The organism is Anabaena sphaerica FACHB-251 (assembly GCF_014696825.1).
Classification (GTDB): domain Bacteria; phylum Cyanobacteriota; class Cyanobacteriia; order Cyanobacteriales; family Nostocaceae; genus RDYJ01.
The window spans coordinates 530,999-554,707 of sequence record NZ_JACJQU010000002.1; the positions used below are offsets into that span (position 1 = coordinate 530,999).

The following is a 23,709-nucleotide window of genomic DNA, read 5'->3' on the forward strand; positions in this document are numbered from 1 at the left end:
TAAATTTTTCCTAATTATTACTCGAACAACGGTAAAACCCTCGTCGTGTGTGGTTGTCTAACTAAATTTTGTACTTGTACTTGATTTAGCTGCAATATACTGTATGTCTTGAATTTCATCTCTCAAGCTATACATACCTGTTATTTCCATAACTTTTTGGGCGCAAGCTATTAACGAACACTCTTTTTTCACCCAATTTTGAGCTTTTTTGATAGTATAAGCAGTGCTGGGATTTTCCACAGCATTAATAATTACATCTGCCACCTGAGAAGGATTTTGAGGATCAACAGTCCATTGCGGTGCAAAGTGGCTTAAGATTTCGGCAATTCCTCCTGTATTACTGCCAACAACTGGTACACCACAGGCTATTGCTTCTACTACTGTTAGTCCAAAAGGTTCTCTTGGTGCTAAAGAAACAACAACATCAGCATATTTATAATAATTTTCTATTTCAAAAGTTGGCGGAACAATAGAGAATCTATCGCCTACACGTAATATTTGTGCTTCTCCATATAAAAGGCGACTAGCGATATGATTGGTTGTTTTATCTTCACCTACGATCACAGCATGATAATTATGACCTTTGGCTTTTAGTTGAGCTAAAACTGGTAATAAAGCAAATAAATTTTTATCATTCATATCTCCTGAAAGTTTAATGCGGCTGGGTATGAGGATTAACTTTACACCAGTTTTTAAGAGCGTTTGTAAGGCTTTTGGGGGTTGAGAGTTAGAAGGCTTGTTATTAAATTTCTCAGCATTAACGGGGGGATACAAAATTCCCTTAATATTGGGTGTAAAGTGTTTAATGTGTCTGGCAGTATAATTAGAATTGCAAATAGCTCCAGGATTAAGTAAAGCAAAGGCGATTTTTCTGGCTAAAAATCCCAAAGGGTTATGAGATAAGCCTAAATCATGAAAAGTAAAATAAACTGGACGACGGTAACGTAATTTTGGTGCAGCCAATATTAGAATCGGAATTAACTTGCGTTCAATACAATTTTCCAACAACAGGGGAAAATTTCTAGGCTGCTTATCTACCCATTGCAATGCTTTTTTAACAAATTCTTGCTTATTCTCAGCAGGAATTACTTGTAAATATTCTTCTAATCCTGCTTTTTTCATATATTCATATAGTAATGAATCTGCCCAAGCTAAAACTTTTAAGTTTGCTGCTTTGCCAATTTGTTTACACCCTTGGATCATTGTAGTGAGATAAGTTAAAGCTCCACCCAATGTATTTTGAGCGCCGGGTAATATTAAAAGTTGCTTTTCTGGATGTGTGTTCATAAAAATAACTGCCTAATTAGAGTATTTGGGTTGTTTACTGGAGAATTTGTAACTTATATACCCTCGTAAGCCATAGCGCAATACCAAAATACCTTGTCCGGGAACAGCGGATATAGTTCGAGATAATAGTCGGATTAAGGTATCTTTGGGACTGCGACGAATTGCGATCGCTTCTCGAATTGATAGCCAAATAATCGCTAGGAGTTCACTCCAAGATGCACCTCCTTTCTCAATGGCTTTATAGGTGCGGTAATCAGCATCTCGTTGTAAGTCAAACCTTGCTGTTAAGCCTTGATTTTCGGCACTTTGATTAATAAAGTTGGCGATCGCTTCTCGCTGCTTAATTAGACGGTCAATATTATCGCTGTGGGCGCGGATATTTTTTCCGTGTATCCGATAAAACATTAAATTTTCGTTAATTCCCCCTACTTCTCCATAAAAAGGAAGTGAGGCATTTAAATAAGTATCAATGCCCATATTACCTCTTGATGGCATCACTTTTTCTAAAGCGTTACGGCGATAAGCAGAAGCTGAAGTAATTGCAGAGGCATATTTTCCCCATTTCAATAGCAGAGGTTTAACATCTCCTCGACTCATACGGTCAGAAGCACTGCTACCAACTGGTACACTTTCTCCATTCACACAAGTCCAACGATGACCAACCATCACCCATTCAGGATGGGATAGAAAGCTAGATACTACTTTTTGTAATTTCTCTGGATGGTAATAGTCATCTGCATCCAAAAAACAGACAATTTCACCTGTAGACTTAGCATATCCGGCATTGCGAGAGGCACTCATGCCAGCGTTTTCTTGAAATACGGCAATTAAGCGATCGCCATACGACTCTATGATGTCTCTAGAATTATCTGTAGAGCCATCGTCTACAACTATGATTTCAAAATTACGATAAGTTTGCTGAAATACACTTTCAATCGATTGTCGCAAAAAGCGACCATAATTATAGTTAGTAATAATTACACTAACTAGGGGAAAAACCTGATTATATCCGTTTTTTTCTGATGCTTGTAGTGTAGTCATACTACCTCATTAAACGTCAAAGTTTTGCGCCAATTTAGTTTGGGCTTGTGTTCACCTGTTCCTACAGCAACTAATATCATTGGCATCAAGACTGCTTCCAACGACATCACAAAAAAAGTTAAGCTCAAGGCCAAAAAAAATAATAACGGTGCGTGAGGTCTACCAACACGGGTTTGATAAATATAATGTATTAAAGAAAGCCAATACCCCGCAAAAATCGCTGTACCAAATATTCCCCGACGGTAGAGTAGCGAGCCTAAATATAAACTGTGGCTTCCTACTTTGGCAGGTTCGTAACCTGGTAATACCGATTCTCCCTCTTCGACAAAACCAAATACAAATTGAATATCTGAACTATTTTGAATTTCTTTGATAGTTCGTTTGTAGATTTCACTTCTCACATCAGTTGAATCACCCCGATACTCTGCTGTAGCTTTGGCGCTATTGTTATAAGTATCCAAAATAATATTTGTTACCGGAGGAAGACAGAGAGTAACAAAACTGATAATAGCAATTAAGGCAAAGATGAACCTTTTCCCCCAAACTTTACCGGTTGTCAGTAAGAATCGCACTCCCATAACCAAAGTTAGTGCCACCCAAGCGGAACGAGTACCGCTTAACAACAGCAAGAAGATTCCAGGCACGAGAAGTAAAAATTTCCACAAGCGATTTTTAATATCCAGTGCCAAGAGGTTGATAAAGATTAAAACTACTGATAAAGCTTCCGGTGTAGGAAAGAAGAAAAAGTAACGGGCAAAACCAGCAATTGAAATATCTCCAGTTCTGTAAGGTCGTAAATAGTTAATACCACCTGCACCAAAGACAAATTCTGCACCTTTACCAGTTAAAGTCGCAAATATACTGCGGGGTGGATTGAACTCAGCTTCACGCCATCCAAAAAAAATCACTACCCAAAATAACAGCATCGTAATTACAAGCACAGAAAATGCCCAAGCAACAACTTGAGGGCGCACCCGAATGCGTTTGCTGATGATGTACCAAATAAGGATAGCTGGCGCGATAAAATCGTTTAACGTGCCTGTAAAATCTCTAGTATTGAAAGTTACATGGGGATGAGCAGAGCCATACAATATTTTGACAATTATTCCATAGGCACTGTGAGCAAATAAAAAGATTATGAGGGGATGAGGGGGTTTTAATTCAATTCTGCCTTTTTGACGATATTCATAAACAAGTACACCGCAAGCAAGTAATAGCAATAAATAGCTCCATCCCCAAATCCACCATAAAGGAATGAGTACAATACCAGTTGCATAAACACGCTCTGCTTGGGAAAGAGCTTCCCAGTTAAGCCAAATTCCATTAAATAAGCCGCTCTTAGCTTTAGGTTGGCATGAGCTTGGTGACAATCGCATCAGCCTACCTCAGTAATTTGTTGTTCGTAAAGATAGCCTTCGTGTTGTGTTTCGACACCATTAACAACTAGGCCAACAATCTGAGTTTGATGCCTTTTAAGCTGATTAATACTGTCGTTGAAAGGGTTGCGATAGCTATTTCCCGGTGAGACGACAAGCAAGACATTATTTACAACTTGTGTCATGAATAAAGCCTCATTCGTTAGGCTCAAGGGCGGGCTATCAATTAAAACATAGTCATATTTATTGTGTGTTTGTGCCAGATTTAAAGCCTTTTCAAAGCTGCCACGAGCAATGAATTTATTGATATTTTCAGATGCAGGCATTATCCTCTGTAAATCAATATTGGGACGCACAGAAATTGGTGTAGATTCTAATTCTTGGGAATTATTGATATTTATCCCCAGTCGCTTACTTAACTGGTTTTTATGCACATCTGCATCAACAACTAAAATCCGAAAACCAAGAGAGTTTAATGCTATGGCTAATCCCATTGTGACAGTAGTTTTCCCTTCCCCCTGAGTGGCGCTACTAATTAGCAAGCGATTATTGGGTAAAGATATCATGCTGATAGCTGAAGCTAACCGTTGATATTCGATAGCTGTATCTAATCTCGGATCGTTATTTGGTAAGAAATTTTTAAAGCGGGGAATACTGATGAGAACGGGAATATTAACTGTTTGCAGATCTCTGGTGCTAAGTAAAGGATTACGACTTTCTAACCACAGAGCTAAAGCTATACTCCCAAAACCTGAAGCCAAAATTACCCCTAAAGCAATAATCCGTTTTCCTCCACCAATTGGCTTAGAACCGATTCTTGGTGCATCCAAAACTTGTACGCTGGGATAAGCACTAAAAGCATTTAGTTGGCTCTCTTTTATCCTTGCGACTACACCGTTATAAACACCTTCTGCAATATCTAACTGTTGTTGGAGTGCATTCAACCGAGCTTGTTTGATGGGAAAGGCGTTTAATTCAGCGATGAACCGATTAATTTGGCTTCCTAAATAATTTGCTTGAGTTTGCAACCCACTAGCTTGACTTTCTGCAATAATTAATTGCTGTATTAATGATGCTGAGTCTTCACCTATTTTGTTATCTACTACCAAATTACGAGTCTTTTCAGTAGCAGCTTGATTCAAAGTCTGTTGTTGTATATTTACTAGTTTCTGCCGCTGCTCTAATAAACTAATAACTGTCGGATGGCTGGGTAAGTATTTAGTCTGTGTATCTGCTAAAGCTACTTCAATTTCAGTTATCTTTTGCTGAATATACTGATAATCTTTATTTTCTTTTAACTTTAAGGACTGAACGGCCTTAACTGGTGTTAAACCAAGTTTGGCTGATAAAACCGCTGCTTCCTGCTTGCGAGACTGTGCTTGAGAAAGAGTTTGTGCTTGCAGAGTTTTTAGCCCACTAATACTTTTGGTAATTTCATTAGCTTGTGTTTCGCTACTAACTAATCCAGATGAGTTTTTAAACTTAGCTAGTGCTGTTTGCGCTTTTTTATAGTTATCCAGTGCTTGTTGAACTTCTTTTTCTAAAAATTGCGATCGCTGTTGAGCGTTATTTTGACGTAGTTCATTTAAACGTTGCTGAAACACATCTATAAGAGCTTTAGTCCTCTGTTCCGCTAATTCGGGTGTAGAGCCTTGGGCCATAATAGAAATGATGGTAGATTCCCCTTCGGGAGAAACTTCAAATAGATCTTGATATAAATCCAATCGGGGATACTCATCTTTTTCAGGATCAGACTCCCTGACTCGATTGATGGCTTCATTGCTCTTGATAATGGAACTCAGAATATTTAACGGATTAAGTTGTTGAGAAAACTGAACACCTTGATCGTTCACATTTCCTAATTTTCCTAAATTGGCATTTAAATCACTGCTGGAGTTAGGTACAATGAGTTGAGCTTTAGCCTGCCATTTAGGTTTTGAAGTGATCATAGCGTAACCAGCAATTACCACTACAAATAGATTCAAGGCTAGTAATGGTTTCCAGTGCCTCAGCGCAATAGGGATCAACATATTCATATTGCTTCAATTAACCTAATGTTCCTGCTCAAGTAGTTGATAAAAGTGGAGAATTTAGCTTTTGCCAAAATTAGCTTGCTCATGAATGTTGAATCATGAATATATTCCTGAAAGATAATCAGATAATTTTGGCTCATTGAACAAAGGCTTCGTTAAAGGCAAGGGCGGATTTACTATTGCTTCTTCCAGACTTTCTAAAGACAAGCAATGTTTGACACCTAATGGTTCAACCGATTGAGCAAACAACAACTGGTGATCGTCAATATGTTCTCCATAAGTAGCAAGTCGAGGCATTAAAACAAATGATGATTTTTTCTCAGAGAGAAATCTAGTAGAACCTTGGCCAGCATGGGAAATAACTAAGCGAGACTTCTCTACCAATTTTTCCATTTCCCTAGAGGAGACTATTGAATACAAAGAAATTTGTGGGTAATTTTGTAATAAACTTGTATCAGTTATCCCATATTGAACTACTAATGGTTCTGAAATCACACCTTTTTCTACCAATATTGATATCCAATTAACTGCTCTATCAAAATGATAAGGAATAGTACCAAAGGTTATAGTAATCATTAGCTTTCAAATGGTTGTTCACAGAGGTTGACTGAATTCTTAATTATGTTAACTATGATAAACTATGCCTCTGTATTGGGCTTTTGCGTACTTGTTGCATAAGTTTGGCCATTGAACATAAAATTCATGACAAAAAGGATAAACTAACTTACCACTTAGGCTTAACTCTTGTGCGCGAGAAATACTCTCGATGTAAATAAATCTGACCCCAAGTAACTTAGCCACAAAAGCAAAACCAACAGCCAGACTTGCTCCTGTAGAAATAACTAAATCTGGCTTTTCAGAAAAAATAATTCTGAATACTGACGGCATATTTCTGAGCAAAGCTATTACATCTCTTGGAGCTTGATAAGGCAACCAATTAACTCTTTCTTTATTTTCAAGAAGAACTTCTGTATCCGGTTTGCGATCTGTTATCCAGACTCTTTCATGTTGATGCCAAAAAGATTTTAAGCCTTGCATGGTGGAAAAATGTCCACCCGATGTAGATACTAATAATAACTTCATTTGACTGGCCATACCTTGTTGATACTAGTGTTTGCAACCATCCTCACAAGTATGCTTGGTAAGCATTATCTTAGTCAGGAAAGTCAAATTTTCATAACAGCATCGTACGCCGAGGTAATTTAACGAACTTTCCTCAGATGTATATACTAACCGTAGCATTGCGTAAGAATTTGAAATTATGATACGGCACTAAATTATTAAAATAGTATAAGTATTTAATTTCAATCCGTCTCAGGATAGATTTAGGTGAGTTAGAAATTTTTAGAATGTTATTTTTATTGGTCTTTTTGGGTTGAAAATTTCAAAAAATCCTCATTTAGGGCTTATGCCTTGACAGAATAATAAAATAGGAAATTGATAAATATAGGTTGTTGAACAGGTATCGGACAAACCGAGAAATTACTAACTCATGAAAAAATTCATACCAAAGGCATATATGAGAGTGTGGTCTTTATATGATACAAAGCAATTAATTGTAAACACTCATTTTTTTCCGCAGTGACTCGCTTACAAATACCAGATGCAGATAATCTATATCAAGTAGACTTGTCTCTAACTTGATAAATAGATTATTAAACCATAATCCCTAAATGACAGATGACTGCTATATAAACATGAAAAGACCACATAGGAAATATTCATGTTTGATGGCTTTCACACAAACAGAATAGATTGCATATTGAGACCAAATGCCCAAAATGGAAAAGTCATCTACTATAGAATCGGAAGTGACGATTGTTGTTGCCCCAAGGGAACGTTTTAGCTATACTAAAGAATCGTTGGAAAGCATCTACGAGCATACTGAATACCCCTTTCATTTAATTTATATTGATGGAGGTTCACCATCTCATATCAAAGACTATCTAGCAGCACAAGCAATTGAAAAACAATTCCAATTAATCCGCTGTGATTACTATCTCTGCCCAAACCACGCTAGAAACATCGGTCTGCGCCAAGTTAACAGTAAGTATGTGGTTTTCATTGATAACGATGTAGTAGTCACCCCTGGTTGGCTGGAGAAATTGGTACAGTGTGCTGAAGAAACGGGAGCCACAGTAGTTAGCCCTCTCGTTTGTCAAGGAACACCTATACACACAGAAGTACATTGTGCGGGTGGAGAATCTGGCATTGTCGTGGAAACGAAAGGCAAGACAACGAGAAGAAAAATAATTGAAAAAATTTATAAGCAAGGCCGACCGGTAGCAGAAGTAGAATCCACACTACAACGTGTCAAAACTGGTTTAGCTGAGTTCCACTGCATGATTGTACGCACGCAGATATTTCAAAAAATTGGGCTGCTGGATGAAGGATTATTGAATACTAAAGAACACGTTGATTTGTGTATCCAGGTAGCTGAAGCTGGGGGTGAGATTTACTTGGAGCCAGATTCTCTCGTTACTTATGTAGCTGGCCCACCCCTGGAATCAACAGATTTGCATTTCTATATGCTGCGCTGGAGTGATGCTTGGGAATTAGCAAGTCTCCAACGCTTACGTGATAAATGGAATCTGACGGAAGATGATTATTTTAAAAGAAAGTATCAACGGTTAGGATGGCGACGCAATAGAACAATTATTGCTGCCCTAACTAATAAATTGCCCTTTGGTAGCCTGTTTTCCAAAGTAGCAGCAAAAATTCTCAGTTCAATGGACAAAGTGTTGAACAATTATCTGACTAGCCGCTACTATAAAGCACATTTGCAAAACAGGGTTAGTCTGACCTCAACTAAGATTGTCGAATCTTCAATACCGTCAAGTCAGTTTGGTTAGATTACAAAACTAGGGTGTAGGGTATCGGAAAAAGAATGATCTTCTTCACTACATTCCACACCCTATCAGGTGTGGGATGAGCAGATAAATAATGATCATCACGATTGTTGATAATAGCAAAATCTGGTTCTGGTTCGCTTTTTTGTGGTAGAGTAATAGGAGCTTGAGATTGCAAAGTTGCTTTGTTTCCTACAAGTGTGCGAAGTTCTCCCAACAATCTATGCAAACAGGTTTCATTCGCTCTACCTGTTGAGACCATTTCTATAATTTCAGGACTTACGCAAAACAGAACGGAAGTAGGGGTAATTCATGAATTACCCCTACGCAAGAATCAGGTTTTGAGTTCAATCTTGCGTAAGTCCTAAATTTCTCCATTGATTAATTGAATCTGATCATTATCATGAAAAAAGCCTATTTATATAAGTTGATGATATTCTTCTAAAGTCAAGCGTTTAGTTTGGATAATATCCATGAATCACTCCTTTTGGAAAAATTTATTTTTTATATTTCTAAAAATCTTTTATCGGTGTTCTTTTTGCGTCTGCAATTCGTTTAAAAAATCATATTATTGCACTTTTGTTCTTTTATCAATTGCCTCTTTTAATGCTATACGAAACTGCTCATTAGTAAAAGGTTTGATTAAAACACCAAAATTGCCAGTTTTCTCAATGATTCTTTGCACTAATTCTTGATCTTTCAATGTTTCATATAAGTCATGAGGGTCTGATTGAAGCATAATAATTAAAGGAATAAAATATAAATTTTTATGATTCTAGATATATTCAATTACATATTTACCGTTAATTTTAGGTAGATACAAACCAACTATAATCAAAGCAAGATTATCAGCATTTTCAGTTAATAATTCTATACCTGTTTGTCCATCTTTAGCTTCTATGATTTCTAAAATATTGCTCCTATTGATGATTTCTTTAATTTTTGCCGTAGTTAACTTAGCATGTTCAATAATTAAAACTTTGATTCTCGTCATAATAAATAATTCCGTAATCAGGAGGTATACCTGCGTTAAAAATCTGTGTGTGCAGACTTTATAGATAAAAATGCACCAGAAATTGCTATGCTAACAATATAATAACTATTAAAGAAACAATGCCCGCGCCTACTATTACCCCGACAATGACTGCTTTTCCGCTGACGGCTGTAGTCGGTCAAGAAGCAATTAAAATAGCTTTGCTATTAACAGCAGTAGATCCCGCTTTGGGGGGTGTGGTAATTGCAGGCCGTCGCGGTACGGCTAAATCTGTGATGGCGCGTGCCATTCACGCTTTATTACCACCTATTGAAGTTGTTAAAGATTCACTTAGCAACTGTGACCCGAACCACCCGGAAGAATGGGATGATCAACTCTTGGCTGAGGAAAGACAGGAGATAGAAACAGAAATTATCCCTGCACCTTTTGTACAAATCCCCCTTGGTGTAACAGAAGACCGACTTTTAGGTTCTGTGGATGTGGAACAGTCGGTTAAACAGGGTGATACGGTATTTCAACCAGGGTTACTGGCCACAGCTAACCGAGGTGTTTTGTATGTGGATGAAATTAATTTATTAGATGACCAAATTAGTAATCAACTTTTAGCTGTATTATCTGACGGACGCAACCAAATTGAACGGGAAGGGATCAGCTTTCAACATCCTTGTAAACCGTTGTTTATTGCGACTTACAACCCGGAGGAAGGAGCGTTAAGAGAGCATTTACTTGATAGAATTGCGATCGCACTTTCAGCAGATGGAGTTCTGGGTTTAGATCAAAGGGTTCAAGCAGTAGAACAGGCGATCGCTTATTCTAAGTCTCCCACAGAATTCCTGCAACAATACAGCGAAGACATCGACTCACTCAAAACTCAAATTCTCCTCGCACGGGAATGGTTAAAAGAAGTCACCATCACCCAAGAACAAATTACCTATCTTGTCAATGAAGCTATTCGTGGTGGTGTGGAAGGACATCGCGCAGAATTATTTTCGGTACGCGTTGCAAAAGCCGCAGCAGCTTTAGAAGGACGCAACACCGTCAACGCTGAAGACTTGCGTCGCGCTGTAGAATTAGTCATAGTTCCTAGAACAACGATAGTTCAAACCCCACCACCAGACCAACCACCACCACCTCCCCCACCACCCCAAAGTCAAGACGACTCAGAAGAACAGCAAGAAGAAGAACAAGAAGAACAGGAAGAACAACAGGAAGAACAGGAACAGCAAGAACCACCTGATATTCCCGAAGAGTTTATCTTTGATCCTGAAGGGGTAATCCTTGATCCTGAAGTGCTTTATTTTACCCAGATGGCACAACGGCAAGGTAAATCTGGTAGTCGCAGTATTATCTTCTCAGACGACAGGGGACGTTACATCAAGCCGATGATCCCTAAAGGTAAAGCACGACGTATAGCCGTAGATGCCACATTGCGAGCCGCAGCACCGTATCAAAAAGCACGACGAGCTAGACAACCAGATAAAAAAGTCATTGTCGAACAGGGAGATATCCGTTCTAAGCGGTTGGTGAGAAAAGCCGGCGCTTTAGTGGTGTTTGTGGTTGATGCTTCAGGTTCAATGGCTTTAAACCGAATGCAATCTGCTAAGGGTGCGGTCATGCAGCTTTTAACCGAAGCTTATCAAAATCGTGATCAAATATCTTTAATTCCTTTCCGGGGTGAACAAGCAGAAGTTTTATTACCTCCTACCCGTTCCATTGCTTTAGCTAAAAATCGGTTAGAAAGATTACCTTGTGGTGGTGGTTCACCTTTAGCACATGGTTTAACTCAAGCGGTGCGAGTGGGGATAAATGCTCAAATGGGTGGAGATATTGGTCAGGTTGTTATCGTGGCAATTACTGATGGACGGGGTAATATTCCTTTAGCTCGTTCTTTAGGTGAACCCCAGGAACCAGGAGAAAAGCCTGATATTAAAGCCGAATTACTAGATATTGCGGGGAGAATTCGGGCTTCCGGTATGCAATTACTCGTAATTGATACGGAAAGTAAGTTTGTCTCTACTGGTTTTGCGAAGGAATTAGCTAAGACAGCCGGAGGTAAATATTATCACTTACCGAAAGCGACTGATAAAGCAATTGCTGCTATGACTAGAGGAGCGATCGCTGATATAAAATCAAAGTAGTCTATGATCAGAATCAGGATGTTGAGGATTTAAGGATTTACAGAATGTGAAGGTGAAAATAAATCCTCTTCATCCTCTAATCTTGTAAATCCTGATTCTAATTCATGATTATTTTGGCACAGACCAAGAACGAACTTGACCTAAAGTTACAGGAATTCTGTCACTAACATCAATAGATAGATCCCCGACTTCTGACACCAAATTATAATTTATTTACAGGATCAAAAAAGAAGTCGGGGATCTAGTTTTGCTAATTTTTAATGTGTATTAACGGAGGCAGGAGGCAGTTTTTGAAACGGGGATTTATACCCCGCTCCAAAGACTTTTTGCCTGAAAAGGCGTTAGCGTAGCGGGACGAAGTCCGGTTTTAGATCCAATTTTTTCGATAAAACCTAGATAAAACCTAGATAAAACCTAGATAGTATATAGTATATATTGTCAGAATCAGGATTTTGAGGATTGAAATATTTACAGGATGTGACGATGAAAACAAATCCTGTTCATCCTTTAATCTTGTAAATCCTGATTCAGATGAAGAATAATTAAGCACTCAGCACCTCTGACTCAGGTTGTGGTTGCAAATAGCAAATCAAATCTTGAATACCTTTGTGCAGATACCGCGTGACTGTCATCGGACTAGCACCAATTTTCTTAGCCGCATCCTTGCGGGTAAATTCATTTACCAGTATCAACTCAACCGCCATGCGGGGTTTATCATCTAACATACTCATGGCCCCTTGTAGTTGCAGTCTTTCTTCCTCTTGTTGCTGAAGCATAGTGCTACGGGGACAGGGAAGCAAATCACCCAAAGTGATTTGATAATCAACATAGTTCCCTGGAGTAGCATCTAAACTCAAAGGCATCCGGTTTTGATTCGCTAATTTGCATTCTTGCCATTCTTGTAAAGAAATATGAAGTTTGCCCGCAATGTCCGTATCTTTGGCAGGACGGCCTAAAGAAGATGTTAATTCTTTACGAATTTTTTGCCCCTCATTGTAAAGTTCTTGCCAACGTCGGGGGATCTTGAGTAAAGTAGAGCGATCGCGCAAAAAATGCAATATTTCACCGCGAATATAAGGTACGGCAAAGGAACTGAAGGCATATCCGTGGTTAGGATTGAACCGTTCAATAGCCCTTATTAACCCAAAATAACCAATTTGTTCTAAATCTTCATAAGGTTCATGACATAGATGTATAAACTTATAAGCCATCTTCCGTACTAAACCCTTATGTATCTCTACCAGTTGGTTACGCAGTTTAATAGAAGGATTTTGGTGGTATAAGTGTAATAGCTCTATACCATCAAACTGCACAGAGGACTCACTTTTTGCCATATCAATTCCTTTGTAGTAATCCCTTTTCCCGAAGAATGGATTTAGTATAATTTTTTTAAAGCTGTAATTATTTTCTCTAGCTAACACTAAATAAGCCATCGTTGTTTCACTGAATTTAAAATCCGTTTCAACGCATACTTACGTAATAATGCTTAGTAAGCAGGATATTAAACTGATAGTTGTTGGTCAAGGAGTTTTCCATTCCCTATCACCTATTGCCTATTCCCCACAACTATTGAATTAGATACTCTAATTAAAATGTAAAATATGACGGTTGTATTATATGCCCGAATGTGATTGAGCGTTATACTTTGCCCGAAATGGGCAATCTGTGGAGCGAAGCCTATAAGCTACAAACCTGGCTACAAGTAGAAATTGCTGTTTGTGAAGCCCAGGCAGAATTAGGCTACATTCCTTCAGAAGCGGTGGCGGAAATTAAAGCCAAGGCGAATTTTGACCCGAAGCGGGTGCTGGAAATTGAGGCGGAAGTTCGCCATGATATGATTGCATTCTTGACAAATGTCAATGAATATGTAGGTGATGCTGGACGTTATATTCACCTGGGTTTAACTAGTTCGGATGTGCTGGATACGGCTTTAGCACTGCAATTAGTCGCTAGTTTGGATATCTTGTTGCAACGATTAGAAGATTTAATACAGGCAATTCGCAACAAGGCCAGAGAACATCGTTATACTGTGATGATTGGGCGATCGCATGGTATTCACGCTGAACCCATGACTTTTGGCTTTAAGTTGGCCGGGTGGTTAGCAGAAGTGTTGCGACACCAAGAACGCTTACGAATCCTCCGGGGAACTATAGCTGTAGGTAAGATTTCCGGGGCGGTGGGAACCTATGCGAATATCGAACCTCGTGTAGAAGCGATCGCCTGTCAAAAACTCGGACTCAAACCCGATACTGCCTCAACACAGGTTATTTCCCGCGATATTCATGCCGATTATGTGCAGCAGTTAGCCCTGGTTGCCGCATCCATTGAACGCTTTGCTGTAGAAATCCGCAATCTCCAAAAAACCGACGTTTTGGAAGTTGAAGAATTCTTTGCCAAAGGTCAAAAAGGTTCCAGTGCCATGCCGCACAAACGCAACCCCATCCGGTCAGAAAGACTCACGGGGATGGCGCGACTGGTGAGAAGTCATGCAGGTGCAGCTTTAGAAAACGTCGCTTTATGGCACGAGAGAGATATTTCTCACAGTTCCGTAGAACGGGTAGTTTTACCAGATGCTTGCATTTTAACTCACTTTATGATGCATGAAATCACCGACTTGGTGACAAATCTGCTGGTTTATCCCCAGAACATGGAACGGAATCTCAACTGCTATGGTGGCGTAGTTTTCAGCCAAAAAGTTCTGTTGACTTTAATCGACAAAGGACTTAACCGTGAAGAAGCTTACGCGATTGTTCAACAAAGCGCCCACACTGCTTGGAACAAACCGGAAGGCAATTTCCGCGATTTGATTAGCAAAGATCCCCGTGTTACTCAAAAGTTGTCAGCAGCAGAAATAGATGCCTGTTTTGATCCACAGCAACATCTCAGACATTTAGATCAGGTTTATCAACGATTGGGAATTTAAAATTCAGGAGTTAGGAGTCGAACTAGAAGTGAAACACCACGCTTCTAATGCTATCCCTAATCCAATACTGTTCGGTTAAGGATTTTAGTAGGTTGGGTTGTAGCAAGATCCCGTAGGCTACAAAGTGAAACCCAACAAACCCTTGCAAATGTTGGGTTATGGCTTCGGCATACTATGTGTATGCTTACAGCACGCTTTGCAAACACGTAGTGTCCCGAAGGAATACGTTCTTCAACCCAACCTACATAATTTCATTGTTTTGAGCTTAACCGACAAGTATTGTCCCCACATCCTCATCAAAACTTATGTCATATAGTTTGTATTTTATAATACTTTATTACAAAACAAATTACTGTCTTCATGACAAATTTTCTGGTTTATTCCCAGAAATGGAAAATTTAAACTTGCTGTTATAGCAGTTCCCATGCTAGTGAGGTACAAAGTTTTTTAGTTTTAGGGAACAGAGAATAAATTGGTGTGTACTTCATTAGACTGAAAAACGCTATTAAATCTACCCAAACCTTAGAACTATAGACTACAACTGTTTATATAAAGTATCAATGGGGTGTCTTAGTATCTATTATGAACACAGTGATTAATGTCAATTTTGTACAAAAACTATTTCCAGAAAGACTAAATATTCATAACCTCCCTTTGTTCATTTATTAATACTGGGATATTTCCATGATTGAAATCCTTGCCGCATTGTCTGCGGGAGCCGCAGCAGGAATGAGATTAGGTACACCCTTGCTAATCATTGGCCTGTTACAAGGCAGTAATCTCTGGTCTCAAGTTCCCGTTTTATCACGTATTTCACCCTATGTTTTACTCGCTTTATTTACCAGTTGGTCACTATTTGAGCTATTTGCTTCCAAAAAGTTCGGTGGGCAGAGAATATTACAATTGGTGCAATTATTTTTGTCTCCCATAGTAGGAGCAATTATGGGGTTAGCTGTAGCATCGGCAACAGAATTGCCAAGTTGGATAATTGCCTTAATTGGCGGTTTGTTGGCTTTGGTACTCCAGCTAGTTCAGTTAGGTTGGTTTTATCGCTTGCGTGGCTTGCCCTTGTGGGCAGTTTTTCTTCAAGATAGCTTATGTATTGTACTGGTACTTTTTGCTCTCGATGCCCCCTGGCAAGGAGGATTAATTGCTTTAACCCTCCTCTGGTTGGCAATTCGTAGTGCTAAACAGTGGTATCAGTGGTACTGGGAAAATCGCCAGAATAGGGAATAGGGAATGGGGAATAGGTTAATTTCTTTCTGTAACCTATAACCTGTAACCTACTGTAAAAGCCCTATGGCATGGAGTAAGCCCCGACCGGTTACTATTTCGATGATCAAGGCGATAAAACCTAACATGGCAATTCTACCATTCCAGACTTCGGCGCTAGTTGTCAAACCCCATTCCCAACGCTCTTGAGGATACATTTTTACCCTTTTCTTCATCTGGGTAACTTGGGAGAGTTTGAGGTTAGGTTTTTCTAAAGACTCATTCACCAAGTCTGCCAGTGCTTTAATAAATACCGGATGAGTGTTGGGAGCAGCAGCACGTCGGAAGTTGTGAATTCCTGCTTCTTCAGCTATTTCCCGATATTCAATATCAATTTCTTGCAGTGTTTCGATGTGTTCAGAAACAAAACTGATCGGCACAACTACCAAATCTTTAACACCTTTTGCACCCAGTTCTTTCAGGGCATCCTCAGTATAAGGTTGCAGCCATTCTACAGGACCAACACGACTTTGATAAGCTAATGTGTGGGGATTGGGGCGGTTGAGGGTTTGCATGATCAACTGAGTACATTCCTCAATTTCTTGCTGATAAGGGTCTCCGGCTTCGATAACATAGCTTTTAGGAACGCCGTGGGCGCTAAAGAAGATGTGTGCCTGATCAGGATTAGGAAATTGATTAAGTTGCTCAATGATTAGTTCTGCCATTGCTTGCAAGTAGCCCGGTTGTTTGTACCACGAGGGAATGACGGTATATTCAAGGGGCTGAAGCTGGGGATTTTCCTGCCAAAGCTTTTCTAACAGCCGGAAGCTAGAACCACTGGTACTGATAGAAAATTGGGGGTAAAGTGGCAGAATTACCAACTTTTCAATGTGATCTTGTGCGAGTTGAGCGATCGCTTCTTCTGTGTATGGATGCCAATAACGCATTCCCACATAGATATTCGCTGCTTTACCCATTGCATCCAGTTGTGCTTTTAAGGCTTCCCCTTGCTCTTCGGTAATGCGCCGCAGTGGTGAACCCCCGCCAATATGCTTATAATTTTCTTGAGATGTTTTCGTGCGCCGCGTCGCAATAAACCAAGCTAGAGGTTTTTGCATCCATCGAAATGGTAGGCGAATAATTTCTGGATCAGAAAACAGGTTATATAAGAATGGACCGACATCTTCTAATTTATCAGGTCCACCGAGATTGAGTAATAATACGCCTACACGACCCATAGCAGTTACTTTCCCCCAATCCTTACAATTTTTTTACTAATGTTAACAATATATCTTTAATTAAATATAAAGCTTTATCAGCAGGAAAGATGCAATGGCAACAATTTTTAGAGACTTGAGTTACCGCTATCAATGGCTATATGATGGCATCTCCCAGTTAGCAGCCCTGAGTGTGGGTGGTGAAGGGCGTTTCCGCCAACTTGCTTTGCAAGGCTTAACGCTGCACTCAGATACTAAAATTCTAGATTTATGCTGTGGTAGTGGTCAAGCGACGGATTTTTTGGTGAAATTATCACAAAATGTTACAGGTTTGGATGCTTCCCCATTATCTTTACAACGGGCAAAAAATAATGTGCCTAATGCTACTTATGTGGAAGCGTTCGCGGAGGATATGCCTTTTGCAGATAATTCTTTTGATGTTGTGCATACTAGCGCGGCTTTACATGAAATGCAACCTGAACAATTAAGAAAAATCATTCAAGAGGTTCATCGGGTATTAAAGCCAGGGGGAGTGTTTACTTTGGTGGATTTTCATCCTCCCACAAATCCCTTATTTTGGCCTGGGTTGTTGGTGTTTTTCTGGTTGTTTGAAACTGAAACGGCTTGGGAGCTATTGAAAACTGATTTACCTGGTTTGTTAAGAGAAAATGGGTTTGATGTCGGTGAACCTATTTTATATGCTGGTGGTAGTCTACAGGTGATACAAGGGAAGGTCAAAAGTCAAAATTAAATAACTGGCAACTGATTATATAATTAGGATTAGAAAGGTAAGCATCTGAGAAACAGCGGTCAGCAGTTAGGTTTTTAAGTTTACATCTAAACTCACTATTTGATCATCCACTGATTCATTAAAAATTCTGACTCCTGACTCCGTTCGGCTGACGCTCACGGCGAAGCCTGACTCCTGAATTCTTACTAAGATAGTTTTTAGGTTGAGGTTAATTAAAATGACTCAAGAATTAGTAGACCTGAGAACAAGCATCATCGAGAAACGCTATGCAGATGCTTTGGCAATTGTGGATGAGTTAGAGGGGATGAGTAAACAAGCTATTTTGCGTAATATTGAATCTTATCTAAGAATTCTGCTGCTTCATTTGATTAAAAATCAAGTTGAACAGAGACTAACTAATTCTTGGGTAAGCTCTATTCGTAATTCTATTAGAGAAATTCAAAAGGTGAATCTCAAGGAAAATAAAAAATCCTATTATGTGAATCGTGATGAATGGGAAAATTTAATTTTAGAAGAAGTGATTGAAGATGCGATCGCTGATGCTAGTGAGGAAGTTTTTAATGGTGCATATAGTCAATTTAAACTATCAGAAATTGTCAATAGAAATGAATTGATTCAAACTGCATTGAAATTTTTAGATTTAACTTATTCTCATGTTGCTAAAAATTTATCTGCGGCTGTAACACAGATGTTAATAGAGTTACCTGGTGGAGAAGATTGGATCAATAGTAAACAATAAAAGTTAAAGTTTGATCCCCCCAACCCCCCTTAAAAAGGGGGGCTTTAACGGTCTGCACTCCCTTAAAAAGGGGGGTTTTAAAACTGTTATTCCTTTAAAAAGGGGGGCTTTAAACTAAGTTGTATAATCAGCGTTAATTTTCACGTAGTCGTAAGTCAAATCACAACCCCAAGCTTGACCTGTTCCGTGACCGTTACCGATGCTAACGGAAATTAATACTGTATCCTCTTTCAGATAAGCACCTGCGGCGGCTTGTTTTAAATATGCACTAACAGATGCTTTATCAAAAGGTAAAGGTTGACCATTTTCCATCAGGAGAAAATCTCCGATTTTAATTTGCAGGTTATCCTGTTCAAAGGCTACTCCTGCACGGCCAGCAGCACCAGCAATTCTTCCCCAGTTGGGATCACGGCCAAAGATTGCAGATTTAACTAAAGAAGACCCTGCAATGGTTTTGGCGATTTGTCTTGCTGCGGTTTCATCGTTTGCACCACTGACTTGCACTTCTACTAAACAGGTTGCACCTTCACCATCACGAGCGATCGCTTTGGCTAAATGCTGGCATACTGCTGTTAACATCGCCTCTAATTTCTCGGCTTCTGGACCCATTTCCGTAATTGCTGGGGTGCGAGATTCACCGTTAGCTAGGGCAATTAAGCTATCATTGGTGCTGGTATCACCATCAACGGTGATGGAATTGAAACTTCTATCTGCTGCTCGTGTTAACATTTGTTGCCACAGGGTGGAGGAAACAGCAGCATCACAGGTGACAAATGCCAGCATGGTGGCCATGTTAGGATGTATCATCCCTGAACCTTTGGCAATGCCACCAATTCGCACGGGGCGATCGCCTATACTTGTTTCTAGAGCAATGGATTTTGTGACTAAATCTGTGGTAATAATTGCTCCTGCGGCTGCATCCGATCCATCTTCTGAAAGTGCGGCTACTAGCTTGGGTATACCACCCCGCAAAGCATCCATTTTAATTCTTTGACCAATTACACCAGTAGAAGCCAGTAAAATAGCTTCCGGGGAAATACCCAATTCTTTGGCTAATAAGTCTGCACTTTCTAGCGCATCTTTCATACCTTGACTACCTGTGGCTGCGTTGGCTTGGCCAGCGTTACAAAGTATGGCTCTGGCGCTATGCTTGGCTTGTAAGCGTTGACGGCAATAGTCCACACAAGCGGCTTTAACGTGGCTAGTGGTGAATACACCAGCAGCGATCGCATCCACATCTGATAATATTAACGCTAAATCCGGCAATCCCGAAGGTTTGAGTCCAGCTGTAATTCCCGCTGCTCGATATCCCCTCACTGCTGTGACACCACCAGTAATTTCTTGCCAGTCTGCCATAATCTTCCCCCACAACTATATATATCGCCTATTTCTTCTTATTGTGAGTTTATCTGTTCATGACAATCTTGCACCAGATGGGAATTAATTTGGCTTCCAAACGCATATTAAACTCAATAGCTGTATTATTACTGAGTAAAAAAAAACTAAAAAAGAGAGCCATTGAATAGCTCTCCAAATCATCAGGGTGCATCTACTTATCACAGTATAACATTTTTAGCGTGAGGGGTGAAGCCCCTTTTTGAGAATTTTTTGATGAAATTTAACCAAATTTTTTTCTTTTTTGGGTGTCTCACAATACACTTTTAGGTAATGTTTTGTCAACCCAAGTTTAAGGATTTCATCAAATTAACATATAGTAGGTGACAGGGAACAGGTGACAGTGTTAAAAGTATTCTAGTGTTTAAGTTGTAGCATCCTAACTGCCTTGTCCGTTGCTATAGTATTGAGATTATTTAGTCATCTTTTAGATGACTTTAGCTATTAGCAAGGAACTTGAGTTCCTTGCTATAAAGTGGTTTTACGCTAATTTGCGTTAAGTTTCTTTTCAACTAACTCATTAGTCAGTTTAGGATCAGCACGTTTATTTGTCTTTTTCAGCACTTGTCCCACAAAGAAACCTTTGAGGTTTACATTACCACCACGATACTTTTCTAGTTGTTGGGGGTTTTCTTCTAGGACTTGATCAATAATGGGTTCTAGTACGGTAGGATCACTAATTAATTCCTGACCTGCAAAAGCTTTTTCAGGAGAAACACCACTTAGTAAATCTGCTAGTTTTTCCTTAGCTTGAGCATTGCTAATTTTACCAGTTTCAATGCGAGTAATTACATCTGCAAGATTAACAGGAGTCAGTGCAATTTCGGAAATGGTGAGTTTTTGCTTATTCAGATAAGCAGCGATATCTTGAGTGATCCAGTTAGCAGCAGCTTTGGGATTTGCACCAGCATCTATGGCACTTTCAAAATATTCAGCTACCGAACTATCTTCTGTCAAGACTCGTGTATCATAGGCAGAAAGTCCCAACTCGCTTTCATAACGATGGCGTTTTTGCGCGGGTAATTCTGGTAATTCACTTTTCCAAGTTTCTAACTCTACATCAGTAACTTCGATAGGCGCTAAATCAGGTTCGGGAAAGTAACGATAATCGCTAGAACCTTCTTTAACCCGCATACTGCTAGTACGTTGTGAACCTTCTTCCCAAAGACGAGTTTCTTGAACTATCCTTTCTCCAGCTTCAATTGCAGCAATTTGGCGCTCAATTTCATAGTCTATCGCTTTTTGGATGGCGCTGAAGGAGTTCATATTTTTGATTTCTACCTTCGTCCCAAATTCCTTTCTTCCCACAGGACGAACGGAAATATTCACATCGCAACGCAGAGATCCTTCTTGCATATTGCCATCACTGACACCAAGATACCGTACAATCCGGCGTAATTCTTGGGCATATTCAGCCGCTTCTTGTCCAGTACGCAAATCAGGTTCAGAAACAATTTCGACCAACGGAACACCTGCGCGGTTATAGTCTACGAGAGAATAACTAGAACCGGAAAGCCTTTCACTTCCTGCGTGTACGAGTTTTCCCGCATCTTCTTCCATGTGCAGACGGGTAATACCAATGCGTTTGCGGGTTGGGTTGCCAGCATCATCTACTAATTCAATCTCTATCCAACCGTGTTCGGCTATGGGTAAGTCATATTGAGAAATTTGATAGTTTTTGGGTAAATCAGGATAAAAATACTGTTTACGGTCAAATTTGCTATATCTAGCGATTTGACAATTTAATGCTAAACCTGCTTTGACTGCATATTCTAAGACTTTGGCGTTGAGTACGGGTAAAACTCCAGGTAAACCCATACACACCGGGTCAATGTTGGTGTTGGGATCAGCACCAAATGCGGTGGAACTGTTGGAGAAGATTTTGGTGTTGGTGCTGAGTTGACAGTGGGTTTCTAAACCGATTATTGCTTCGTATTCTGTTTTTACGGGTGTGGCTGTGGTCATATTACCATTTTTGATGATTTTTCTTTAGGGTACTATTTTAGCGGTTTTGTTCTTGATCTAGGATAGTTAATTATCTGATTATTGATTTGGTTTCGCGCAAAGACACTAAGGAGCAAAGTCGCTAAGGAAGAAAAGGAGAAAAATAAGAGTATAATAAGAATGAAAATTGTTGTTTGATAGTTTAAAAGTATATGTATTCAGCTAGAAAATTTGTTGATACCCAGATCCCCGACTTCTGTCATCAATTCACAATTTATTGACACGATAATAAAAGAAGTCGGGGATCTTATCACTCCATTACTGAATACTTACAATATTCTCTCAAAATGGGGGAGAGATGAAATAATTTTTCATCACTTTCTAATTTGGTTAATAAAAATCTTCTCGTTAATGACTGTAATCCGTTAATTATATCGGTTGATGATAATGATAAGGATGCTTTGAGACCATTTCTAGATACAGGTTGATCTTGTTGACTAATTTTCACCATAATTTGTTTTTCCACATCTGTTAATTTCATCCACATTACATCAAGTTGAGATTTAATATCTTCTGTTAATATCAAACATCTTTCTTGGAGAAATTCAGAAACTTCACCTTGAAATACATCTTTAATTAAGATGCTGATATAGTGTAAATATTTAGGATGAGTTTCATATAAGTTGATTAATTCTAACCAAACTTCCTGATTTTTCAATCCTTGATTTTTTAATATTTCTGTAGCTGCATCACCTAATCCTGATAATTCTAAACAATGACTAGGATAAAGTTCACTGTCTAGAGATATCATTTCTTGGCATTTTTCCTGACTAATTAAAATGATAGAGCTTTGATGTTCTATTACTGTAATCATTTGCAGGAAGGTTTGATAATCTTGATGTTCATGTTTATATTTTCCTGAATATTGACGATGAATAAAGATATTTTCTAAATCATCTAAAATAATTAAACATCTTTTATCTTTAAGAATATCAAATAATTGCTTTAATTTATCATCTATAATTTCTTTGGGTTCTTGTTTACAAACATTCAATAAATCATCAATAAGTAAATTTAGGGATTTAGGGAATTTTAAACTTCTCCAAATAATAACTTCAAATTGTTGTAAATTTATATCAACAAATCTTTTAACTATGGTTGTTTTACCAATCCCAGATAATCCTAAAACAGAGATCAAAGGAGTGTGTTGATTTAATATCCAATTAGATAAATATTCTAAGTCTTTTTTTCGTCCATAAAAATTATGAATTTTAGGTGCTAAAGTTAAATCATGGTAAGCAGGTTTAGATTGAGTATTTATATTACTTTCTTGATATTTTTTATTAGGTTGATCTGATGTTTTTGTATGATAAAAACTATTATTATTGCCATGTATATTATAAATATTTAAAGAATTTGGAGATGATTTAATATATACCCTTTCTAATGTAGAACAAAAATTATTTTTTTTAATATCTTCATTTAAGGATTCCGACAAAATCTTAAATAACTTCCTGCTTTCATCACCAATATAACCTTCATCATAATCATAAATATTTGCAATTTGCTTATAAGTTTTACCTTTAAAAAGTTCTTCAATTATCTTTTGTTGAAGATCATCTAAATGTTTATCAGTCTTAGTAAATACTAAATTATCTACAAATTGTAAAATTTCTGTAACAGTCATAAAACTTAGATTTGTCAATACTTTTAGCTATTATAACTCAATTGGTTTTCAGATTATCAGGTTTTTTCAGGTATTTACTTAATACTTTTTAATAAACTATCAAGTAATATCAAGGATTTTCAG

19 protein-coding genes and 1 pseudogene are annotated in these 23,709 nt (G+C 38.6%); 6 read left to right on the plus strand and 14 right to left on the minus strand.

All coding sequences use genetic code 11. The features are described 5' to 3' along the window. Window positions 1-57 precede the first annotated feature (57 nt). From H6G06_RS06080 to pssD, 6 genes are all read right to left on the minus strand, one after another. Window positions 58-1,287 carry a glycosyltransferase family 4 protein gene (locus H6G06_RS06080; RefSeq protein WP_190558059.1) on the minus strand — a complete coding sequence of 410 codons (1,230 nt, stop codon included), beginning with the start codon at window positions 1,285-1,287 and terminating at the stop codon, window positions 58-60. Window positions 1,288-1,299: 12 nt separating this feature from the next. Next, window positions 1,300-2,328: a glycosyltransferase family 2 protein gene (locus tag H6G06_RS06085; RefSeq protein WP_190558061.1), complete on the minus strand. Its 1,029-nt coding sequence runs from the start codon at window positions 2,326-2,328 to the stop codon at window positions 1,300-1,302. Further along, window positions 2,325-3,704, minus strand: a complete 1,380-nt coding sequence (locus tag H6G06_RS06090; protein WP_190558063.1) for an O-antigen ligase family protein — start codon at window positions 3,702-3,704, stop codon at window positions 2,325-2,327. Before H6G06_RS06090 ends, H6G06_RS06085 begins: the two co-directional genes overlap by 4 nt. After that, window positions 3,704-5,740 carry a GumC family protein gene (locus tag H6G06_RS06095; protein WP_206754708.1) on the minus strand — a complete coding sequence of 679 codons (2,037 nt, stop codon included), beginning with the start codon at window positions 5,738-5,740 and terminating at the stop codon, window positions 3,704-3,706. Before H6G06_RS06095 ends, H6G06_RS06090 begins: the two co-directional genes overlap by 1 nt. Window positions 5,741-5,833: 93 nt before the next feature. Then, the gene (locus H6G06_RS06100) at window positions 5,834-6,313 is read right to left on the minus strand and encodes a glycosyltransferase (RefSeq protein WP_190558067.1); all 480 of its coding nucleotides are present in this window, start codon (window positions 6,311-6,313) and stop codon (window positions 5,834-5,836) included. Between the two features lie 48 nt (window positions 6,314-6,361). Next, on the minus strand, window positions 6,362-6,832 hold the full coding sequence (gene pssD, locus H6G06_RS06105) for a PssD/Cps14F family polysaccharide biosynthesis glycosyltransferase (protein WP_242039601.1): 471 nt from the start codon (window positions 6,830-6,832) through the stop codon (window positions 6,362-6,364). Between the two features lie 686 nt (window positions 6,833-7,518). Between pssD and H6G06_RS06110 the strand changes: the two genes are divergently transcribed. After that, window positions 7,519-8,589, plus strand: coding sequence for a glycosyltransferase family 2 protein (locus tag H6G06_RS06110; protein ID WP_190558069.1), 1,071 nt, complete (start codon window positions 7,519-7,521; stop codon window positions 8,587-8,589). Between the two features lie 43 nt (window positions 8,590-8,632). On the opposite strand, the pseudogene H6G06_RS06115 reads toward H6G06_RS06110, so the two are convergent. The 3 genes and pseudogenes from H6G06_RS06115 to H6G06_RS06125 form a co-directional block, all read right to left on the minus strand. Next, a pseudogene (locus H6G06_RS06115) lies at window positions 8,633-8,860 on the minus strand (Uma2 family endonuclease); the annotation flags it as partial. A 294-nt stretch (window positions 8,861-9,154) separates the two neighbouring features. Continuing rightward, entirely contained in the window at window positions 9,155-9,325 is a 171-nt protein-coding gene (locus H6G06_RS06120) for a hypothetical protein (RefSeq protein ID WP_190558072.1), read from the minus strand. Window positions 9,326-9,361: 36 nt separating this feature from the next. Continuing rightward, window positions 9,362-9,580: a response regulator gene (locus tag H6G06_RS06125; protein ID WP_190558074.1), complete on the minus strand. Its 219-nt coding sequence runs from the start codon at window positions 9,578-9,580 to the stop codon at window positions 9,362-9,364. A gap of 119 nt (window positions 9,581-9,699) precedes the next feature. Here H6G06_RS06125 and bchD point away from each other — a divergent pair, with 119 nt between their 5' ends. Then, window positions 9,700-11,718 carry a magnesium chelatase ATPase subunit D gene (gene bchD / locus H6G06_RS06130; protein ID WP_190558076.1) on the plus strand — a complete coding sequence of 673 codons (2,019 nt, stop codon included), beginning with the start codon at window positions 9,700-9,702 and terminating at the stop codon, window positions 11,716-11,718. Window positions 11,719-12,260: 542 nt separating this feature from the next. On the opposite strand, the gene H6G06_RS06135 is transcribed toward bchD, so the two are convergent. Further along, entirely contained in the window at window positions 12,261-13,052 is a 792-nt protein-coding gene (locus H6G06_RS06135) for an RNA polymerase sigma factor SigF (RefSeq protein WP_190558536.1), read from the minus strand. 293 nt (window positions 13,053-13,345) lie between these two features. Here H6G06_RS06135 and purB point away from each other — a divergent pair, with 293 nt between their 5' ends. Next, complete coding sequence (gene purB, locus H6G06_RS06140) at window positions 13,346-14,641, plus strand: adenylosuccinate lyase (RefSeq protein WP_190558078.1); 1,296 nt, start codon at window positions 13,346-13,348, stop codon at window positions 14,639-14,641. 684 nt (window positions 14,642-15,325) lie between these two features. After that, window positions 15,326-15,877, plus strand: coding sequence for a DUF4126 domain-containing protein (locus H6G06_RS06145; RefSeq protein ID WP_190558080.1), 552 nt, complete (start codon window positions 15,326-15,328; stop codon window positions 15,875-15,877). A gap of 47 nt (window positions 15,878-15,924) precedes the next feature. Here H6G06_RS06145 and hemH read toward each other — a convergent pair whose 3' ends face one another. Then, window positions 15,925-17,091, minus strand: a complete 1,167-nt coding sequence (gene hemH, locus H6G06_RS06150) for a ferrochelatase (RefSeq protein WP_190558082.1) — start codon at window positions 17,089-17,091, stop codon at window positions 15,925-15,927. 94 nt (window positions 17,092-17,185) lie between these two features. Between hemH and H6G06_RS06155 the strand changes: the two genes are divergently transcribed. Both H6G06_RS06155 and H6G06_RS06160 read left to right on the plus strand, forming a co-directional pair. Then, window positions 17,186-17,821 carry a class I SAM-dependent methyltransferase gene (locus tag H6G06_RS06155; RefSeq protein WP_190558084.1) on the plus strand — a complete coding sequence of 212 codons (636 nt, stop codon included), beginning with the start codon at window positions 17,186-17,188 and terminating at the stop codon, window positions 17,819-17,821. Between the two features lie 217 nt (window positions 17,822-18,038). Continuing rightward, window positions 18,039-18,560, plus strand: coding sequence for a DUF29 family protein (locus tag H6G06_RS06160; protein ID WP_190558086.1), 522 nt, complete (start codon window positions 18,039-18,041; stop codon window positions 18,558-18,560). Between the two features lie 114 nt (window positions 18,561-18,674). On the opposite strand, the gene argJ is transcribed toward H6G06_RS06160, so the two are convergent. The 3 genes from argJ to H6G06_RS06175 all read right to left on the minus strand — a co-directional run bounded on the left by argJ (window position 18,675) and on the right by H6G06_RS06175 (window position 23,586). After that, window positions 18,675-19,916, minus strand: a complete 1,242-nt coding sequence (gene argJ / locus H6G06_RS06165; protein ID WP_190558088.1) for a bifunctional ornithine acetyltransferase/N-acetylglutamate synthase — start codon at window positions 19,914-19,916, stop codon at window positions 18,675-18,677. A 525-nt stretch (window positions 19,917-20,441) separates the two neighbouring features. Continuing rightward, the gene (gene gatB, locus H6G06_RS06170) at window positions 20,442-21,920 is read right to left on the minus strand and encodes an Asp-tRNA(Asn)/Glu-tRNA(Gln) amidotransferase subunit GatB (protein WP_190558090.1); all 1,479 of its coding nucleotides are present in this window, start codon (window positions 21,918-21,920) and stop codon (window positions 20,442-20,444) included. 289 nt (window positions 21,921-22,209) lie between these two features. Next, on the minus strand, window positions 22,210-23,586 hold the full coding sequence (locus tag H6G06_RS06175) for a helix-turn-helix domain-containing protein (RefSeq protein WP_190558092.1): 1,377 nt from the start codon (window positions 23,584-23,586) through the stop codon (window positions 22,210-22,212). Window positions 23,587-23,709 lie beyond the last annotated feature (123 nt).

What these genes read in the sequence shown, in the direction of transcription:
- pssD (WP_242039601.1), bottom strand. Translation starts at nt 6,832, where the DNA reads ATGGCCAGTCAAATGAAGTTATTATTAGTATCTACATCGGGTGGACAT.
- H6G06_RS06135 (WP_190558536.1), bottom strand. Translation starts at nt 13,052, where the DNA reads ATGGCAAAAAGTGAGTCCTCTGTGCAGTTTGATGGTATAGAGCTATTA.
- H6G06_RS06175 (WP_190558092.1), bottom strand. Translation starts at nt 23,586, where the DNA reads ATGACTGTTACAGAAATTTTACAATTTGTAGATAATTTAGTATTTACT.
- H6G06_RS06120 (WP_190558072.1), bottom strand. Translation starts at nt 9,325, where the DNA reads ATGCTTCAATCAGACCCTCATGACTTATATGAAACATTGAAAGATCAA.
- H6G06_RS06085 (WP_190558061.1), bottom strand. Translation starts at nt 2,328, where the DNA reads ATGACTACACTACAAGCATCAGAAAAAAACGGATATAATCAGGTTTTT.
- gatB (WP_190558090.1), bottom strand. Translation starts at nt 21,920, where the DNA reads ATGACCACAGCCACACCCGTAAAAACAGAATACGAAGCAATAATCGGT.
- bchD (WP_190558076.1), top strand. Translation starts at nt 9,700, where the DNA reads ATGCCCGCGCCTACTATTACCCCGACAATGACTGCTTTTCCGCTGACG.
- H6G06_RS06095 (WP_206754708.1), bottom strand. Translation starts at nt 5,740, where the DNA reads ATGAATATGTTGATCCCTATTGCGCTGAGGCACTGGAAACCATTACTA.
- hemH (WP_190558082.1), bottom strand. Translation starts at nt 17,091, where the DNA reads ATGGGTCGTGTAGGCGTATTATTACTCAATCTCGGTGGACCTGATAAA.
- H6G06_RS06160 (WP_190558086.1), top strand. Translation starts at nt 18,039, where the DNA reads ATGACTCAAGAATTAGTAGACCTGAGAACAAGCATCATCGAGAAACGC.
- H6G06_RS06145 (WP_190558080.1), top strand. Translation starts at nt 15,326, where the DNA reads ATGATTGAAATCCTTGCCGCATTGTCTGCGGGAGCCGCAGCAGGAATG.
- H6G06_RS06090 (WP_190558063.1), bottom strand. Translation starts at nt 3,704, where the DNA reads ATGCGATTGTCACCAAGCTCATGCCAACCTAAAGCTAAGAGCGGCTTA.
- H6G06_RS06100 (WP_190558067.1), bottom strand. Translation starts at nt 6,313, where the DNA reads ATGATTACTATAACCTTTGGTACTATTCCTTATCATTTTGATAGAGCA.
- argJ (WP_190558088.1), bottom strand. Translation starts at nt 19,916, where the DNA reads ATGGCAGACTGGCAAGAAATTACTGGTGGTGTCACAGCAGTGAGGGGA.
- H6G06_RS06155 (WP_190558084.1), top strand. Translation starts at nt 17,186, where the DNA reads ATGGCAACAATTTTTAGAGACTTGAGTTACCGCTATCAATGGCTATAT.
- H6G06_RS06110 (WP_190558069.1), top strand. Translation starts at nt 7,519, where the DNA reads ATGGAAAAGTCATCTACTATAGAATCGGAAGTGACGATTGTTGTTGCC.
- H6G06_RS06125 (WP_190558074.1), bottom strand. Translation starts at nt 9,580, where the DNA reads ATGACGAGAATCAAAGTTTTAATTATTGAACATGCTAAGTTAACTACG.
- H6G06_RS06080 (WP_190558059.1), bottom strand. Translation starts at nt 1,287, where the DNA reads ATGAACACACATCCAGAAAAGCAACTTTTAATATTACCCGGCGCTCAA.